Source organism: Streptomyces sp. NPDC050610, from assembly GCF_040654875.1.
Taxonomy (GTDB): Bacteria; Actinomycetota; Actinomycetes; order Streptomycetales; family Streptomycetaceae; genus Streptomyces.
In genome coordinates, this window is the sequence record NZ_JBFAIV010000009.1 from 267,947 (window position 1) to 284,109 (window position 16,163).

General features: G+C 72.3%; 17 protein-coding genes. 9 read left to right on the forward strand and 8 right to left on the reverse strand.

The features are described 5' to 3' along the window. Window positions 1-183: 183 nt before the first annotated feature. The 3 genes from dapF to miaA form a co-directional block, all read right to left on the reverse strand. Complete coding sequence (dapF, locus tag AB0I22_RS14680) at window positions 184-1,086, reverse strand: diaminopimelate epimerase (RefSeq protein WP_363131105.1); 903 nt, start codon at window positions 1,084-1,086, stop codon at window positions 184-186. A gap of 27 nt (window positions 1,087-1,113) precedes the next feature. Then, window positions 1,114-1,596 carry a hypothetical protein gene (locus AB0I22_RS14685; protein ID WP_363131106.1) on the reverse strand — a complete coding sequence of 161 codons (483 nt, stop codon included), beginning with the start codon at window positions 1,594-1,596 and terminating at the stop codon, window positions 1,114-1,116. Window positions 1,597-1,713: 117 nt separating this feature from the next. After that, window positions 1,714-2,652 carry a tRNA (adenosine(37)-N6)-dimethylallyltransferase MiaA gene (gene miaA, locus AB0I22_RS14690; RefSeq protein WP_363131107.1) on the reverse strand — a complete coding sequence of 313 codons (939 nt, stop codon included), beginning with the start codon at window positions 2,650-2,652 and terminating at the stop codon, window positions 1,714-1,716. Between the two features lie 184 nt (window positions 2,653-2,836). On the opposite strand from miaA, the gene AB0I22_RS14695 reads away from it, so the two are divergent. Both AB0I22_RS14695 and AB0I22_RS14700 read left to right on the forward strand, forming a co-directional pair. Then, window positions 2,837-3,118 (forward strand): hypothetical protein, encoded by a 282-nt coding sequence (locus AB0I22_RS14695; RefSeq protein ID WP_363131108.1) that lies wholly within the window; start codon window positions 2,837-2,839, stop codon window positions 3,116-3,118. Window positions 3,119-3,142: 24 nt separating this feature from the next. Continuing rightward, window positions 3,143-3,394, forward strand: a complete 252-nt coding sequence (locus AB0I22_RS14700) for an antitoxin (protein ID WP_363131109.1) — start codon at window positions 3,143-3,145, stop codon at window positions 3,392-3,394. A 183-nt stretch (window positions 3,395-3,577) separates the two neighbouring features. Here the strand turns inward: AB0I22_RS14700 and AB0I22_RS14705 are convergent, their stop codons facing one another. The 3 genes from AB0I22_RS14705 to miaB form a co-directional block, all read right to left on the reverse strand. Further along, the gene (locus AB0I22_RS14705) at window positions 3,578-4,288 is read right to left on the reverse strand and encodes a class III extradiol dioxygenase subunit B-like domain-containing protein (RefSeq protein WP_363131110.1); all 711 of its coding nucleotides are present in this window, start codon (window positions 4,286-4,288) and stop codon (window positions 3,578-3,580) included. 77 nt (window positions 4,289-4,365) lie between these two features. Next, complete coding sequence (locus AB0I22_RS14710; RefSeq protein ID WP_363131111.1) at window positions 4,366-4,782, reverse strand: hypothetical protein; 417 nt, start codon at window positions 4,780-4,782, stop codon at window positions 4,366-4,368. A 113-nt stretch (window positions 4,783-4,895) separates the two neighbouring features. Further along, a complete protein-coding gene (miaB, locus tag AB0I22_RS14715) occupies window positions 4,896-6,422 on the reverse strand; it encodes a tRNA (N6-isopentenyl adenosine(37)-C2)-methylthiotransferase MiaB (RefSeq protein ID WP_363131137.1) in 1,527 nt (508 codons plus the stop codon). A gap of 185 nt (window positions 6,423-6,607) precedes the next feature. Here miaB and AB0I22_RS14720 point away from each other — a divergent pair, with 185 nt between their 5' ends. Beyond that, window positions 6,608-7,606 (forward strand): TAXI family TRAP transporter solute-binding subunit, encoded by a 999-nt coding sequence (locus AB0I22_RS14720; protein WP_363131112.1) that lies wholly within the window; start codon window positions 6,608-6,610, stop codon window positions 7,604-7,606. A gap of 15 nt (window positions 7,607-7,621) precedes the next feature. Here the strand turns inward: AB0I22_RS14720 and AB0I22_RS14725 are convergent, their stop codons facing one another. Next, window positions 7,622-9,028 carry a HAMP domain-containing sensor histidine kinase gene (locus AB0I22_RS14725; protein WP_363131113.1) on the reverse strand — a complete coding sequence of 469 codons (1,407 nt, stop codon included), beginning with the start codon at window positions 9,026-9,028 and terminating at the stop codon, window positions 7,622-7,624. Window positions 9,029-9,044: 16 nt separating this feature from the next. Next, the gene (locus AB0I22_RS14730; RefSeq protein ID WP_363131114.1) at window positions 9,045-9,752 is read right to left on the reverse strand and encodes a response regulator transcription factor; all 708 of its coding nucleotides are present in this window, start codon (window positions 9,750-9,752) and stop codon (window positions 9,045-9,047) included. Window positions 9,753-10,063: 311 nt separating this feature from the next. On the opposite strand from AB0I22_RS14730, the gene AB0I22_RS14735 reads away from it, so the two are divergent. From AB0I22_RS14735 to AB0I22_RS14760, 6 genes are all read left to right on the forward strand, one after another. Next, window positions 10,064-10,849: an amino acid ABC transporter ATP-binding protein gene (locus AB0I22_RS14735; protein ID WP_363131115.1), complete on the forward strand. Its 786-nt coding sequence runs from the start codon at window positions 10,064-10,066 to the stop codon at window positions 10,847-10,849. 297 nt (window positions 10,850-11,146) lie between these two features. Next, window positions 11,147-12,067 carry a glutamate ABC transporter substrate-binding protein gene (locus AB0I22_RS14740; RefSeq protein ID WP_363131116.1) on the forward strand — a complete coding sequence of 307 codons (921 nt, stop codon included), beginning with the start codon at window positions 11,147-11,149 and terminating at the stop codon, window positions 12,065-12,067. Window positions 12,068-12,179: 112 nt separating this feature from the next. Then, the gene (locus AB0I22_RS14745; RefSeq protein WP_363131117.1) at window positions 12,180-12,830 is read left to right on the forward strand and encodes an amino acid ABC transporter permease; all 651 of its coding nucleotides are present in this window, start codon (window positions 12,180-12,182) and stop codon (window positions 12,828-12,830) included. Further along, entirely contained in the window at window positions 12,827-13,750 is a 924-nt protein-coding gene (locus tag AB0I22_RS14750) for an amino acid ABC transporter permease (RefSeq protein ID WP_363131118.1), read from the forward strand. The genes AB0I22_RS14745 and AB0I22_RS14750 overlap by 4 nt, the downstream gene beginning before the upstream one ends. Window positions 13,751-14,005: 255 nt before the next feature. Then, on the forward strand, window positions 14,006-15,679 hold the full coding sequence (locus tag AB0I22_RS14755) for an FAD-dependent monooxygenase (protein WP_363131119.1): 1,674 nt from the start codon (window positions 14,006-14,008) through the stop codon (window positions 15,677-15,679). A gap of 32 nt (window positions 15,680-15,711) precedes the next feature. After that, window positions 15,712-15,798 carry a putative leader peptide gene (locus AB0I22_RS14760; protein WP_342668371.1) on the forward strand — a complete coding sequence of 29 codons (87 nt, stop codon included), beginning with the start codon at window positions 15,712-15,714 and terminating at the stop codon, window positions 15,796-15,798. The last annotated feature ends 365 nt before the right edge of the window (window positions 15,799-16,163 follow it).

Sequence of the window (16,163 nt, forward strand, 5' to 3'; positions counted from 1 at the left end):
GTCGACCGGCGGTCGGCTGGCGCCTCCGGGCCGGTGATTGATGCTACCGACCCCATCACGCAGCGCTCACCGGCTCTCGCCCAGAGTGAAACGGATCACCCATTCGAGCGAACAAGTGCAGCGCTCCGCGGTGTTCGCCCGCACACGGGCGCGATCCGGTGCGGCACGGGCGGAGAAAGGGCGTCAGGAAGCGAGCGCCGAGTCCAGCCAGGCCGGGTCGAGGAACCCCTCCGCGACGATCACGGCGGGGCCGGTCATCTCGACGGTCCCGTCCGGGTTCTCGGCGATCAGCAGGCGGCCGCCCGGCAAGTCCACGGTGTACGTGACGGGGAGGCCCGTCACGGCCGGGTCGACGCCGTCGCGGCGGGCGGCGGCGACCATGACGGCGCACGCGCCCGTGCCGCAGGAGCGGGTCTCGCCGGAGCCGCGCTCGTGGACGCGCATCGCGACGTGGCGCGGGCCGCGGTCGACGACGAACTCGACGTTGGCGCCGTCCGGGTAGGCGGCGGCCGGGCTGACCACGGGGGCGCTGAGCAGGTCGCCCGCCTCGGCGAGATCGCCGATGAAGGAGATCGCGTGCGGGTTGCCCATGTTCACGTTGCGGGCGGGCCAGCGGAGGTCCCCGACCGCCACGGTGACCTCGCCCCCCGGGAGCCGTGCGGCGCCCATCGCCACGGTGACGTCACCGAACGCGCCGTCCGGGCCATCCGCGTCGGCCTTGGCGATGTGCACCCGGCGCACGCCCGCGCGCGTGGCGATGGCGAGGTCTCCGGCCTCGACGAGGCCGGCGCGCTGGAGGTAGCGCGCGAAGACGCGGACGCCGTTGCCGCACATCTCCGCGACGGAGCCGTCGCTGTTGCGGTAGTCCATGAACCACTCGGCGGCGTCCGCCATCGGCCGCGCCTCGGGGTGCGCCGCGGACCGTACGACCCGGAGCACGCCGTCCGCGCCGATGCCGGCCCGCCGGTCGCACAGCCGGGCGACGGCCGCCGGGGACAGTTCCAGCTGTCCGTCGGGGTCGGGGAGGATCACGAAGTCGTTCTCGGTTCCGTGTCCCTTGAGGAAGGCGATCCGCGTGGTGCTCACACGTCGATGGTAAAGGCTCCGGGGCCTTTATCGCAGTCGGGCGACGCGCCAGACGGCCAGCGAGACCAGTGCCACGGTGACGGCCGCGTACAGCGCCACGTACCGCCAGTCGGGGCGGCGTCCGGAGCCTCGGGGCGGCAGGCCCGGCCAGGTGTATCCGACGCGGCGGGCCGCCATCACGCCCCAGCCGGCCGCGCAGCAGCTGATGAGCAGCCCGAGCATGGCGACCACCCGGCCGCCGTCGCCGAACTCGAAGGCGAGCGGGAAGGCGAACATCAGCGAGCCGAGGGTCGCGAGCATGACTATCGGCGCGAGCTGCCAGATCCGCAGCCGGCGCTGGGGGCGCAGGTCGCGGAACGCCTCCGGGGCGGTGCCGGCCCCCTCCTCGGGGCCGTCGTCGGCCACGGCTCCGGGCCCGTCGTCGGCGATACCGCCGGGGCCGTCCGGGGTCAGCGGTTCCGGCTCGTTCCTCGGCTGCGGCTGCGGTCTGTCGCGAGGGCCGGCCTCCATCGCCACACGCCCTCCCAACTCGGATTTCACGGCTCGTTACAGCTCGATCGGAGCTCGATGATGGCACGCTCACGGAGGCCGCAAGGCCGCCCGGAGCGTCCCGATGCCATCACGTGATCAGGCTGTGACCGTCCGTTCGACCAACGCCAACGCGTGCGCTTCCAGTTCCGCCTGCCGACCGGCCGCGCCGCTGAGCCAGTGGACCCGGGGATCACGCCGGAACCACGAGTCCTGGCGGCGCGCGAAGCGCTTGGTGGCGCGTACGGTCTCGACGCGCGCCGCCTCCTCGGTGCACTCCCCCGCCAGGTGTGCGAGCACCTGCTGGTAGCCGAGGGCGCGGGAGGCGGTGCGGCCCTCGCGCAGCCCGGCGCGCTCCAGCTCCCGCACCTCGTCCACGAGCCCGGCCTCCCACATGCGGTCGACGCGCAGGGCGATCCGCTCGTCCAGCTCGGGCCGCTCCACGTCGACGCCGATCTGGAGGGTCTCGTACGCCGCCTCGTGGCCGGGGAGGTTCGCGGTGAAGGGGCGGCCGGTGAGCTCGATGACCTCCAGGGCGCGCACGATGCGCCGTCCGTTGCCGGGCAGGATGGCGTGGGCGGCCGCGGGGTCGGCGGCGGCCAGCCGGGCGTGCAGCACCCCGGAGCCGTCCCGCTCCAGTTCGTCCTCCAGGCGAGCCCGTACCGACGGGTCGGTGCCGGGGAAGTCCAGCACGTCGATCGCACCCTTGATGTAGAGCCCGGAGCCGCCGACGAGGACCGGGGTGCGGCCCTCGGCGAGCAGCCGGTCGATCTCGGCGCGGGCCAGCCGCTGGTACTCGGCGACGCTGGCCGCTTCCTTCACGTCCCAGATGTCGAGGAGCCGGTGGACCACCCCCTGGCGCTCCTCCACCGTCAGCTTGGCCGTGCCGATGTCCATGCCCCGGTAGAGCTGCATGGAGTCGGCGTTGACGACCTCGCCGCCGAGCCGGCGGGCGATGGCTACGCCCAAGTCGGACTTGCCCGCCGCGGTGGGACCGACGACTGCGATGACCCGCGGTGCGGAAACTGCGCTGTTCACCGGGTCAGTCTCGCAAACCTTGGACGCACTCCTCGAATGAGCGACGTGACGCGGTGCTGTCGGGTTCGTTGCCTGTTGCGAGGTTCCGACAGCCGGTTTACGGGCCGGTGCCCCGGTGACGTCGTAAGGGGACGCTCAGGGCCACGCGGGATTTCGCCCACACGAGTAAGGTTATGGAGCAGATATGGGCGTGTTTTCAAGGTTTCGCCGGAAGTCGGCCGAGGCGTCAACCGAGGAGGCGGCCACCGCCACTCTGACGGCGGAGTCGGAAGCCGCGGAGCCCGCCGAAGCCGCGGACGCGGTCACGGCTGCCGACGAGGCCGCGGAGGCGAGCGCCGACAGCGGCACGGAGCGGCCCGAGGAGTCGGGCGGCGCCAAGGCCCCGGCCGAGGCGGTGGAGATTCCGAAGCAGCAGTCCGCGCAGGCGGCGGCCGACAGCGAGGCCGGTGAGGGCGCCCGCAGTTAAGTCCTCCGAGAGGGAAGGTGGCCCATGGGCCTGCTAGACAATCTGAAGGCCAAGCTCGGACCGGTGAAGGACAAGGCCGGTGACCTCGCGCAGCAGCACGGGGGCAAGATCGAGCAGGGTCTGGCGAAGGCGGCCCAGACGGTCGACTCCAAGACCAAGGGCAAGTACAGCAGCCAGATCGAGACCGGAACCGGCAAGGCCAAGGAAGCCCTCGACCGCCTCGCCCGGAAGGACGAGAGCGACGGGAAGGGCTCCGGCGGCCCGGCGCCTTCCTGATCCCTCCGCGGCGCGGACGCGGGGCGGTACGACTCCGCGCCCGCGTCGCGCTGTGCCGCGGCGCTTCTACCGCCGCCCGCGTCGAGCTACGACGCCCCGGCCCTGCGCCCGTCACCGGCGCCGCGCTACGCCTCAGCGCTACGGTCGACCATCCACGCCGCGCCTCCGCCTCCGCTGGCCGCGCTACGACCAGGCCGCGACGTAGTAACCCACCCCGTACGGCGCCTCGTCGTAGAGCAGCGCTCCGCTGAGCCCCGCGCCCGTACCCGCGCCGGCGAGGACTTGCCAGGGGGCCCGGCCGGAAGCCTTCAGTTCGTAGGCCAGTTCCTCGTCCAGCGCGGCCAGCGCGTCGATGTCGGCCGCGCCCAGGGCGCGCGCGACTTCCGCGTCGAAGCCCTGGGCGCGCTCGTCGAGATAGCCGGGGGCCTTCAGGGTGCGGCAGGCGCTGCCGTCGCCCATCACCAGGAAGGCGACCCGCTCGGCCGAGGCGGCCGTCTCGCGGCCCACGTCCCGGCAGCGGTCGCCCGCCAGCGGTTCGCCGACGCCCAGCCCCTCCACCGGCGCGGCGGCCCAGCCCGTACGCTCCAGCAGCCAGGCGCCGACGGCCAGCGAGGGCGGCAACCGCCGCTCCCCCGACGCCTCGCCGGGCCCGAGCCGTACGTCGAGGTCCACGCCGAAGCCGCGGAACGAACCGGTCGCGCCCTGGGGGTGCGGACCGCGTCCCGCCTGCTCCGCGGGGCCGATGACGACGAGCCGTTCGGGACGGGCGGCGGCAAGCACGGCGACGGCGTCCACACACGCGTCCCGCAGCTCCGCCAGCTCGGGCGCGGCCCCGGCGGCGACCTCCGGGACGAGCAGCGGCGGACAGGGGCAGACAGCGGCGGCTACGAGCATGGGCGCACCCTAACAAGGGGATGCGGCGCCGTACGGCCACGCGCGCGCGTACGTGCTCGTCGTCGTCGCACGCGGTCTCAGGGCAGGTCGTCGCGGCCCAGCCAGGACGGTTTGACCGGTATGCCGTCCGCGTACCGGTCGACGTCCGGAGCGCTGTTCTCCGGCTCTTCGGTCTTCGATACCGCCGGCTCCGGCGGTTCCGGCGGCGGGGGCTGCGGGGCATCGCTGTCGAAGATCATCTCGGCCACGGTGAAGCGGCTGTAGAAGTCCCGCCAGGAGGTGTCCACGACCATCAGCAGGCCGTCACCGTCCCGGAACAGCCGGGTGCGCCGGGCGTTGCGCGGACGCGTCGGCAGGTGGCGCCGTACGTGCGTCTCCAGCGCCGCCATGGCCTCCTCGCGGGTGCCTTCCACGCTGCCCATCACTCCGGCCACCCAGCGCGCACGCTCGCTCCGGCCGTCCATCGTCTCCACGATCAGGCCCCAAGTGGCCATCGCCGCTCCCCCGTTCACGCCGTCCGCAGCCCGCTGCCGTCCACCCGAAGCCCGTACGAGCCCGCGCGGCACAGGCCCGTACGGAGCCGTCCGTACGGGCCGTCCGGACGCGCTCAGTCGCAGCCGCAGCCCGCCGCGGCCGGCGCCGGGCTCGGGGCGGGCGCTCCGATGCCCGGCAGGCCCAGCATGACGCCCTTGGGCGGCTCGGCCGGGGCGCCCTGGCGCTTCTGCCAGGCGTCGCCCGCGCGGGTGCGGCGGACGGCCTTGGCGGGGCCTTCGGCGAGCAGGTGGTGCGGGGCGGCGTAGGTGATCTCGACGGTCACCACGTCGCCGGGGCGCACCGGCTCCTCGGGCGCCGCGCCCTCGACGGCACCCCGCAGGTTCGCGTCGAAGTGCACCAGGCGGTTGTCGGGGGCGCGGCCGGACAGCCGCTTCGTGGCGCCGTCCTTGCGGCCCTCGCCCTCGGCGACCATGACCTCCAGGGTGCGGCCGACCTGCTTCTTATTCTCCGACCAGGAGATCTCCTCCTGGAGGGCGACCAGGCGCTCGTACCGCTCCTGCACGACGGCCTTGGGGATCTGCCCCGCCATCTCGGCGGCCGGGGTGCCGGGGCGCTTGGAGTACTGGAAGGTGAAGGCCTGGGCGAAGCGCGCCTCGCGCACCACGTGCATGGTCTGCTCGAAGTCCTCCTCGGTCTCGCCGGGGAAGCCCACGATGATGTCGGTGGAGAGGGCGGCGTCCGGCATGGCGGCGCGGACCTTCTCGATGATGCCGAGGAACCGGTCCTGCCGGTACGAGCGGCGCATCGCCTTGAGGACGGTGTCGGATCCGGACTGGAGCGGCATGTGCAGCTGCGGCATCACGTTCGGCGTCTCGGCCATGGCGGCGATGACGTCGTCGGTGAAGTCGCGCGGGTGCGGCGAGGTGAAACGGACCCGGTCCAGGCCCTCGACGGCGCCGCAGGCGCGCAGCAGCTTGGAGAACGCCTCGCGGTCGCCGATGTCGGAGCCGTACGCGTTGACGTTCTGGCCGAGCAGGGTGATCTCGCTGACGCCCTCGGCGACCAGCGCCTCGACCTCGGCGAGGATGTCGCCGGGGCGGCGGTCCTTCTCCTTGCCGCGCAGCGCCGGGACGATGCAGAAGGTGCAGGTGTTGTTGCAGCCGACGGAGATCGACACCCAGGCCGCGTACGCGCTCTCGCGCCGCGTCGGCAGCGTGGAGGGGAACGCCTCCAGCGACTCGGCGATCTCGACCTGTGCCTCCTCCTGGACGCGGGCGCGCTCCAGGAGCACCGGCAGCTTGCCGATGTTGTGCGTGCCGAAGACGACGTCGACCCAGGGGGCCCGCTCGACGATGGTGTCGCGGTCCTTCTGCGCGAGGCACCCGCCGACGGCGATCTGCATGCCGGGCCGCTTCGTCTTCATGGGAGCGAGCCTGCCGAGATTGCCGTACAACTTGTTGTCGGCGTTCTCCCGCACCGCGCAGGTGTTGAAGACGACGACGTCGGCGTCGCCCTCGGCGGTCCCCTCGGGCGCGCGGACATAGCCCGCGCCCTCCAGCAGGCCGGACAGCCGCTCCGAATCGTGGACGTTCATCTGGCACCCGTAGGTGCGCACCTCGTACGTCTTCAAGCCGCCCACTGCTCCGCCAACCACGTCGTCACCGCTCACCCGTCCAGGGTAAAGGCCCCGGAGCCGGTCGTCCGACCGGCGGTACGGTCACGGACGGTGATCGCTCCGTAGGTCCCGGACCTGCGTACCTGTTACCCGATCGATGCTCTCCACGCCCCTCCCCAGGGAGGGGGGTGACTGGCAGTATCCCGCCCATGGTCACCGCACTTCCCCGCCTGGGCAGGCGTCGCGCCCTGGCGGGCGCCGCCGTGATCGCCGCCGTGCTCGCGCTGCTGGGGTGGTGGCTGCTGCCGTTCGACGACGCGCCGGTGGTCAAGGGGCAGGTGGTGCTGGCCACGGGGGTGCCGTCGGGGGTGTACGCACGGTACGGGGACCTGCTGAAGGAGGACCTGGCCCAGGACTCGCCCGCGCTGGACGTACGGCTCACGCGCAGTCAGGGATCGATCGACAATCTGAACAAGCTCACGGCGGGACGGGCGAACTTCACGTTCGCGACGGCCGACGCGGTCTCCGCGTATCTGGACGGGCACGGCCGGGACGCCGACCGGCTGCGCGCGTCCGCCCGGCTCTACGACGACTACATACAGCTCGTCGTGCCCAAGGGCTCGGCGGTGGGCTCCGCGCGGGACCTCAAGAAGCTGCGCGTCGGGGTCGGCGAGGACGGTTCCGGCGTGCAGCTGATCACCCGGCGGCTGATGGAGGCGGCGGGGCTGGACTTCGACCGGGACATCACGCCCGTACGGGTCGGAATCGACAAGATGCCGGGGCTGCTGGAGGAGGGGAAGCTCGACGCGTTCTTCTGGTCCGGCGGTCTGCCGACCACGGCGGTGCAGAACCTGGCGCTGCGCTACCCGATCCGGCTCGTGCAGCTCGGCGATCTGATCGGCCCGCTGCACCGGCTCGGCGCGAAGGCGCGCTACTACCGGGCGGCCGTGATGCCCGTGGACGCCTATCCGGAGCTGCACGCGGAGCACGCGGTGAAGACGATCGCGGTCGCGAACCTGCTGGTCACCACGGACCGTACGGACACGGCGCTCACCGAGAGCGTGACGCGCACGGTGATCAGGAGCCGGGACCGGATCGGCGTGAAGGTGCACGCCGCGCAGAAGGTCGATTTACGGACCGCCGTGTTCACCGATCCGCTGCCGCTGCACGAGGGGGCGCGCCGGTACTACCTCTCGGTCAAGCCCTGAGGCGGTGACCGGCGCTCATTCGTCGCCGTGGCGCGGCACCGTGATCGTCACCCGCAGGCCGTTCGGCTCGTTCGGCTCGTACGCGATGGCGGCGCCGCCCGCCGCGAGCAGGGCCCGGGATATGGACAGCCCGAGCCCCGAGCCGGAGATGTTCTGGTGCCGGTTGCTGCGCCAGAAGCGGTCGCCGACGCGGCCGAGCTCCTCGTCGGTGAGGCCGGGGCCGCCGTCGGCGACGACGAGGGTGACGCTGCCGCCGTCCGCCTGGACGCCGACGCGGACCCGTTCGCCCTCGGGCGTGAACTTCAGGGCGTTGTCCAGGACCGCGTCGAGGGCGCTGGAGAGGGCGATCGGGTCGGCCCAGCCCGTGGCGGCCGCGGACCCCCGGTAGGCGAGGTCGACGCCTTCGCGGGCGGCGAGCTGGGACCAGGCGCCGACGCGGCCGGCGGCGAGCTCCGCGATGTCGGTGAGCTGGAGGTTGGCGGGAGCGTGTTCGGCCAGCGCCAGGTCGAGGAGGTCGTCGAGGACCTGGGCGAGCCGTTTGCCCTCGCTCTTGACGGAGGCGATCTCCTCGTTGCCGTCGGGGAGTTCGAGGCCGAGGAGCTCGATGCGCAGCATCAGCGCGGCGAGCGGGTTGCGCAACTGGTGCGAGGCGTCGGCGACGAAGGCACGCTGCTGTTCCAGTACATGCTCGACGTTGTCGGCCATTTCGTTGAACGATCTGGCCAGGCGGCGCAGTTCCGGTGGTCCCCCGCCAGGCGCGACGCGGGACTTCATCCGGCCGGTGGCGATGCCGTGCGCGGCCGCGTCGAGGGTCCGTACGGGCCGCAGCACCCAGCTGGTGAGCCGGAACGCGGCCCCGACGGCGAGCAGCATCGCCGCCAGTTCGCCCGCGATGAGCAGCAGCCAGCCGTGCAGGACGCGGGAGCGGAGCTGTCCGGTCGGCGAGTCCGTGACGACGACGGCGATGACGTCGCCGTCCCGGACGACGGGTGAGGCGACGGAGAGGCGGGCGTGCCGCTGCCAGGGCCAGACCTGGCTGGGGTCGTGGCTGCGGCGGCCGGCGAGCGCTTCCTGGAATGCCCGCTCGCCCTCGGACTTGGACGGTACGGCCCAGCCGGCCGGGGCCGCGGCCATGGCCGTACCGTCGCGGTAGAAGACACCGGCATGAATGCCGTACACGCTTTCGTACCGGGCGAGTTCGTCGGTGAGGGTGGTGAGCCGCTCGTCTTCCTCCTCCTCGCCCTGGGCCGGCCGGGTGGTGACGTACTGGGCCAGGGAGGCGAAGCGCGCGGTGTCGTCGATGCGGTCGACCACGACGCGCTGCTGCTCGGCGGCGGCCTGACTGCCCGCGAGCGGCAGGCCGAGGGCGATCAGGACCCCCGCCATCAGGACGATGAGCAGGGGAAGGAGTCGGGTGCGCACAGGCTCGTCGCGGCCGTCAGCCGACCGGATCGACGATCTTGTAACCGACGCCGCGGACCGTCTCGATCAGTGCGGGCATCCGCAGTTTGGAGCGGAGGGAGGCGATGTGCACTTCCAGGGTGCGCCCGGTCCCCTCCCAGCTGGTGCGCCAGACCTCGCTGATGATCTGTTCGCGGCGGAAGACGACGCCGGGGCGCTGGGCGAGCAGCGCGAGCAGGTCGAATTCCTTGCGGGTCAGGGGTACGGGCGTGCCGTCCACCCTGACCAGGCGGTTGGGCAGCTCGATGGTGACCGTCCCGATGCGCAGCGCGCGCTTGGCGTCGTCGCGGGGGCCCGGCCGGACCGCGCCGCCGGTGGGCGGGGTGCGGCGGCCGACGGCGTGGATGCGGGCGAGCAGTTCGCCGGTGTCGTACGGCTTGACCACGTAGTCGTCGGCCCCGAGGTTCAGTCCGTGGATCTTGGACCTGGTGTCGGCTCGCGCGGTGACCATGATGACGGGGGTGCTGGTGCGTTTGCGGATCTTGCCGCACACCTCGAAACCGTCCTGGTCCGGCAGGCCGAGGTCGAGGAGCACGCAGCCGAAGGGCGCGCCCGCGCCGGGCAGCAGGGCCGCCAGCGCTTCCTCACCGCTGCGGGCGTGCACGCACTCGAAGCCGTGCCGGGCGAGTACGGCGGCGAGCGCCGCGGCAACCCGCTCGTCGTCCTCCACGAGCAGCAGTCGCATCGCCCGGCCCCCTGTTCGTTCATCGCGCGGTGTTTCGTCGCGCACCGTTCGTCGCCGGCTGTTCATGGCCCGCCGGCGGCTCCGCGATGTGCCGACACCGAATCCACGCTGATGGAAGCGGTACTCGTCAAGGGGTTCCGTTGCCCCCGTGGCCTTCTGTTATGCAGCCGGTACGCCCGTGCGCCGGCTTGCGGCGGAGTGTCGCTTTGCAGCCGGATCGTTATGCTCAATTTCAGCTCAGATGTAATGACGCTGTGCGACGACCCTCATTACTGTCCTTGCAACCACGGAGGACGGAGCGAGGAACGCCGATGAGCGAAGTACCGGTGACCAAGGGCACCAAAGACACGGCACCCGCGGCGGACGTCCTGGTCGCGCTGGAGAACGTCAACAAGCACTTCGGCGCGCTGCACGTGCTCCAGGACATCGACCTGACCATCGAGCGCGGCGAGGTCGTCGTGGTCATCGGTCCGTCCGGTTCCGGCAAGTCGACCCTGTGCCGGGCCATCAACCGGCTGGAGACCATCGACTCCGGAGCGATCAGCATCGACGGCAAGCCGCTGCCACAGGAGGGCAAGGAGCTCGCCCGGCTCCGCGCGGACGTGGGCATGGTCTTCCAGTCCTTCAACCTCTTCGCCCACAAGACCGTGCTGGAGAACGTGACGCTCGGTCAGACGAAGGTCCGCAAGGTCGAGAAGAAGGCCGCCGAGGACAAGGCCCGCGCCCTGCTCGACCGGGTCGGCGTGGGGGCGCAGGCGGACAAGTACCCGGCCCAGCTCTCCGGCGGCCAGCAGCAGCGCGTGGCGATCGCCCGGGCGCTCGCCATGGACCCGAAGGTGATGCTCTTCGACGAGCCGACCTCGGCGCTCGACCCGGAGATGATCAATGAGGTGCTGGAGGTCATGCAGCAGCTCGCGCGGGACGGCATGACGATGATCGTGGTCACGCACGAGATGGGGTTCGCGCGCTCCGCAGCGAATCGCGTGGTCTTCATGGCGGACGGCCGCATCGTCGAAGAGGCGCAGCCGGACCAGTTCTTCAGCAACCCGCGCAGCGACCGGGCGAAGGACTTCCTGTCGAAGATCCTGCACCACTGACCGCGCGCCGACGTGTCCCGGCCGCACGCCGGTCAGGCACCGCTCACGCCCCGCTCACGCGTCGGGCCCGCCCCGGCTCGTACGCCCCGCGCGCACCGATCGCACCTCTCGCGCACCGCACACGCCGCACGACCGCACAGCAGCGCACGCCGCACCCGCCGCACCCGCCGCACCCGCCGCACCCGCATCGATGCAGCCGATCGCTCGCCGATCGCCTCGGCCGCCCACCGGCCGGCCGTCCGATCACCCGCTGATCGCGCCCGACGCCAACTTCTTCCGACGTAAAGGATGTTCACCATGAAGCTCAGCAAGACCGCATCCGTGGCCGCCGCGGTGGTCGCGCTCGCGCTGTCCGCGACTGCCTGCGGCAAGTCGGGCAGCCCCAACGACGACTCCGACAAGGCCGGCGGCGGCAAGTCGGCCTCGGCCCTGCCGCCGTACAAGGTGAACACCTCCGCGGACGTGAAGGATTCGTCGGTCTTCTCGAAGATCAAGGGCAAGAAGATCACCATCGGCACCAAGGCCGACCAGCCCGGCCTCGGCTTCGAGAACCCCACCACCAAGAAGCGGACCGGCTTCGACGTCGAGATCGCCCGCATGATCGCCGCGGACCTCGGCTTCGACGAGGACCACATCACCTGGAAGACGGTGCCCTCGGAGGCCCGCGAGACCCAGATCGCCAGCGGCGGCGTGGACCTGTACGTCGGCACGTACACGATCAACGACGAGCGCAAGAAGCAGATCGACTTCGGCGGCCCGTACTACATCGCCGGCCAGGACCTGCTGGTGAAGTCCGACAGCAAGATCAAGGGCCCGGAGGACCTCAAGGGCAAGAAGGTCTGCTCGGCGACCGGCTCCACCCCGCTCCAGCGGATCAAGGAGGCGAAGTACGGCGTCGCGGAGGTCAAGGCGCAGCAGACCTACCAGGTCTGCGTGCAGGACCTCGTCAACGGCTCGGTGGACGCCGTCACGACCGACGACTCGATCCTCAAGGGGTACGCCGCGCAGAACAAGGGCGCCCTGAAGGTCGTCGGCAAGACGTTCTCCAAGGAGCCCTACGGCGTCGGCCTCAAGAAGGGCGACAAGGCGCTGCGCGACGCGGTCAACAACGCGATCAAGGCGCATGAGGACAACGGCGACTGGAAGAAGGCGTACGACGCGACGCTCGGCCTCTCCGGCGCCGCCGCCCCGGCCGTCCCCTCGGTCGACCGTTACTGATCCGCCCAGCGGCGGCGGCTGACGCCAGCTCGTTCCGCGGACGCGGCACCGGTTCCTGGGAACCGGACGCCGCGACCGCGGGCGTCCGCCACGCGATCCCCGGAGAGTTGACTTGAACGTTTTGGTGGACAACTTCGCGATGTTTCGCGAAGGGTTCTTCGGAACCGTCGAGCTGACGGTGCTCAGCTCACTGCTCGCACTGGTGCTGGGCACCCTCATGGCCGCGTTCCGCGTCTCTCCGGTGCCCGCCCTGCGCGTATTCGGCACCGCCTGGGTGACGCTGCTGCGCAACACCCCGCTGGTGCTCCTCTTCCTCGTCGTCACCCTGGGCCTGCCCGCGCTGGGCCTCAAGGGGTGGGACTCCTTCTGGCTCGCCGTGATGGCGCTGGGGTTCTACACCTCCGCGTTCATCTGCGAGGCCATCCGCTCCGGCATCAACACGGTGCCGGTGGGGCAGGCCGAGGCCGCCCGGTCGATCGGGATGACCTTCGGCCAGACGCTCGGCCAGATCGTGCTGCCGCAGGCGGGGCGCACGGCGCTGCCGCCGATCGGCAGCCTGCTGATCGCCCTCACCAAGAACTCGGCGATCGCCTCCGGCTTCAACGTCACCGAGCTGGGCTCGGTGCAGCAGACGCTGAACTCGGCCGCCGGCTACAACATCTACGTGATCTTCGTGTGGATCGCGATCAGCTACATGATCATCACTTTCGCGCTCAGCGGCCTCTTCCGGCTGCTGGAGAACCGGCTGGCGGTGGCCCGATGAGTTCCAGCGTTCTCTACGACGTACCGGGGCCGAAATCCCGGGTGCGCAACCGGATCTACGGCCTTCTCTCCACGGTCGCGATCCTCGGGCTGATCGCCTTCGTCATCTACAAGTTCAACGACACCGGGCAGTTCCAGGCCGGGCTGTGGGAGGCGTACGAGTACACCGACACCCAGCAGCGCATCGTCGACGGCCTGCTGACGACGCTCAAGACCTTCGCGATCGCCGCTGCCCTGTCGGTCGTGCTCGGCGCGGTGCTGGCGACCGGGCGGCTCTCCGACCACAAGCCGGTCCGGTGGGCGGCGACGGTGGTCGTGGAGTTCTTCCGCGCGATGCCGCTGCTGATCATGATCTTCCTGCTGTTCGCGGCGGTATTCACCACCGAACCGATGTGGGCGCTGGTCATCGGCCTGACGCTCTACAACGGCTCGGTGCAGGCGGAGATCTTCCGGTCCGGCATCAACGCCGTGCCCAAGGGCCAGAGCGAGGCCGCGTACGCCATCGGGCTGCGCAAGACGCAGGTGATGACCACCGTCCTGGTCCCCCAGGCGGTCCGCTCGATGCTGCCGTCGATCATCAGCCAGCTCGTGGTGACCCTCAAGGACACCTCGCTCGGCTTCGTCATCCTCTACGAAGAGCTGCTCTTCGTCGGCAAGTCGTTCGCCCAGCAGACCCCGCCGGTGAACGGCGTGTACGCCTTCATTCCGATGGTGATCGTCTTCGGTTCCATCTACATCCTGCTCTGCCTCGCCCTCTCCTCACTCGCCACCTGGGTCGAGCGGCGCAGCCGGCGCAGCCGCAAGGGCACCCCGCCCGCGCTCAAGGGCACCGCCGCGACCGTCATGGTCGACCCCGGCCACAGCGCCGCGCCCGGACCGGGCGACGCCGGGGCGGGCCCGGAGGGCCCCAAGGCCCCCTGACACACGTTTCGATGACGCCCCGTCGGCTGCCGCGCGCGGCCGACGGGGCGCACTCGTTCCGGTGCGCCGCCGAGTAGTCTGGTGTCACTTGACGCAAGCACTCGCAGTGGGTTGCATACGTTCTGTGATCGCGCCCCCGACTTCAACTGCCAGCTCCCCCGCGGCCCGTACGGCTCATCCGACCCGTCCGGCCCATCCGGTCCGCGCATCCGGCGGCGCCGCCCGCGCGCCCCGCAGCGCCGAGGGGGCCGCTCCGTGGAACCGGTGATCGTCGTCGGGGCCGGCCCGGTCGGTCTCGCCCTCGCCCTGGGGCTCGCGCGCCACGAAGTGCCGGTCGTCGTCCTCGACGAGGGCACGGGGGCCGAGGAGCGGCGCGCCGCCCGTACGGTCCTGCTGCGGCCGGACACCGTCGCCCTGCTGGCCCGGCTTGGGTGCCCGCTGGAGGGCGGCGCCCTGTGGAGCGGATGGCGCACGCTGCGCCGCCGAGGGGTGGTGTACCGGCTGTCCTTCGGGGAGGAGGGCGCGGAGCCCGCCGCGGGCGACACGACCGGCGAGGCGGACGCCGACGGCGGCGAGACGGCGGCGGAGCCCGCCGGCCCCTCGCCGCTGCACATCCCGCAGCACGTGCTGACGCGGTCCCTGCGCGTGGCCCTCGCCGGGCAGCCGCTGGTCCAGCTCGTCCAGGGCAGCCGCGTCGACAGCCTCGAACAGGACGCCGACGGCATCACCGTGCGCACCCGAGGCGACAACGGCACCTGGTGGCGCGGGAGTTACCTCGTCGGATGCGACGGCGCCCGCTCCGTCGTCCGCAAGCTGCTGGGGGTGCGCTTCCCGGGGCGTACGGCCGTGGAGCGGCACGCGGTGGCCGCGCTGCGCTGCGAGCTGCCCTGGCCCGGGGAGGGCGTGCTGCACCGCTCGCCGCCGCACGGCGGCGAGGTCACGGCCCGGCCGCTGCCCGCCGGGGTGTGGCGGCTGGACTGGCTGCTGCCGCCCGGCCGCGACCTGGTCACCCCGGACGCCCTGATCTCCCGGGTGCGGGACTCGCTGGAGGGGTGGTGCGGGGACATACCGGCGTACGAGCTCCTGGACACCGGCGTGCACGCCGTGCACCACCGGCTCGCGAGGCGCTGGCGGACCGGCCGCGCCTTCCTCGCGGGCGACGCCGCGCACCTGCTCGGGGCGCTCGGCACGCAGGGCGTGGAGGAGGGGCTGCGGGACGTCGACAACCTCTCCTGGAAGCTGGGGGTCGCCCTGCACCACGGTGCGTCGGAGGTGCTGCTCGACAGCTACCAGACGGAGCGGCGGACCGCCGTCGGCCGCCGGCTGCGCGCCGCCGACCAGGCGCTGCCCGGGCTGCGGGGCTCCGGCGGCTGGCGGGTGGTACGGCGCGCGGTGGTGCCGGGCTCCGGGCGGGGGCGCGACGCGCTGCTCACCGACGGGCACTTGGGGCGCGGCCCGCTGGGAGCGCCGCCGGTGCACGCCCGGACGCCCCTGGCGCCCCCCACCGCGCCGCCGGGTTCCGTGACCGTCGGCACGGCCGTCGGCGCGACCGCCGCCGATGTGCCGGTGACCGCGCCGGACGGCTCCCCGGCCCGGCTCATGGACCGGCTCGGGCGCGACCTGCTGGTCGTACTCGTCGCGCCCGGCACGGGGGTGTGGGAGCGGCGGCACTGGCTGGGGGCCGGGCTGATGCCGCGGCTGGCGGCCGCGGTCGCCGCGCTGCCGGTACGGGCCGAACTGCTGGTCACCGAGGGGTACCCGGGGGCGGCGGCGCACACGGTGCTGGTGGTGCGGCCGGACGGGCATCTCGTGGCGGCGCTCTCCGGCGTGCGCCCCGCGGAGCTGTACGCGTGCGCGGACGCGGCGCGCGGCGGGGACGTCACGGCGCCGGTGTCCAAGCCTGCGAGTGAGGCTACGGCCAACCGTTGACCTGCCCGTACCGCCGTGATTCACTCCGAAACGTGACTGAAAGCGGCACGCGTTTCTGGCGGAGGGTCCATCTGGACCTGGTCCGCTACGCGGGCTGCGTCTGTCGTCCGTCCTGCTGATCCAGCCTTCATTCGCGCGGCCGTGCGTGGACCGGCCGCGCATCTTCGCGATCTTTCAGGACGGTAACTGTGTCACTTCCTGTAGTAGGTACTTCTGTGTCCGACGGCGTCGCGGACGCCGGGGCGTCTGCCGCATCCGCCGTCTCCGCGGCGCCGGCCGGGGCGTGGGCCGGTGCGGATGCCGGGGCATCGGCCGCATCTGCCGCGCCGGTCGGGGCCGCGGCGCCGGCCGGGGCTTGGGCCGGTGCGGATGCCGGGGCATCGGCCGCGTCTGCCGCGCCGGTCGGGGCCGCGGCGCCGGCCGGGGCTTGGGCCGGTGCGGATGCCGGGGCATCGGCCGCGTCTGCCGCGCCGGTCGGGGCCGC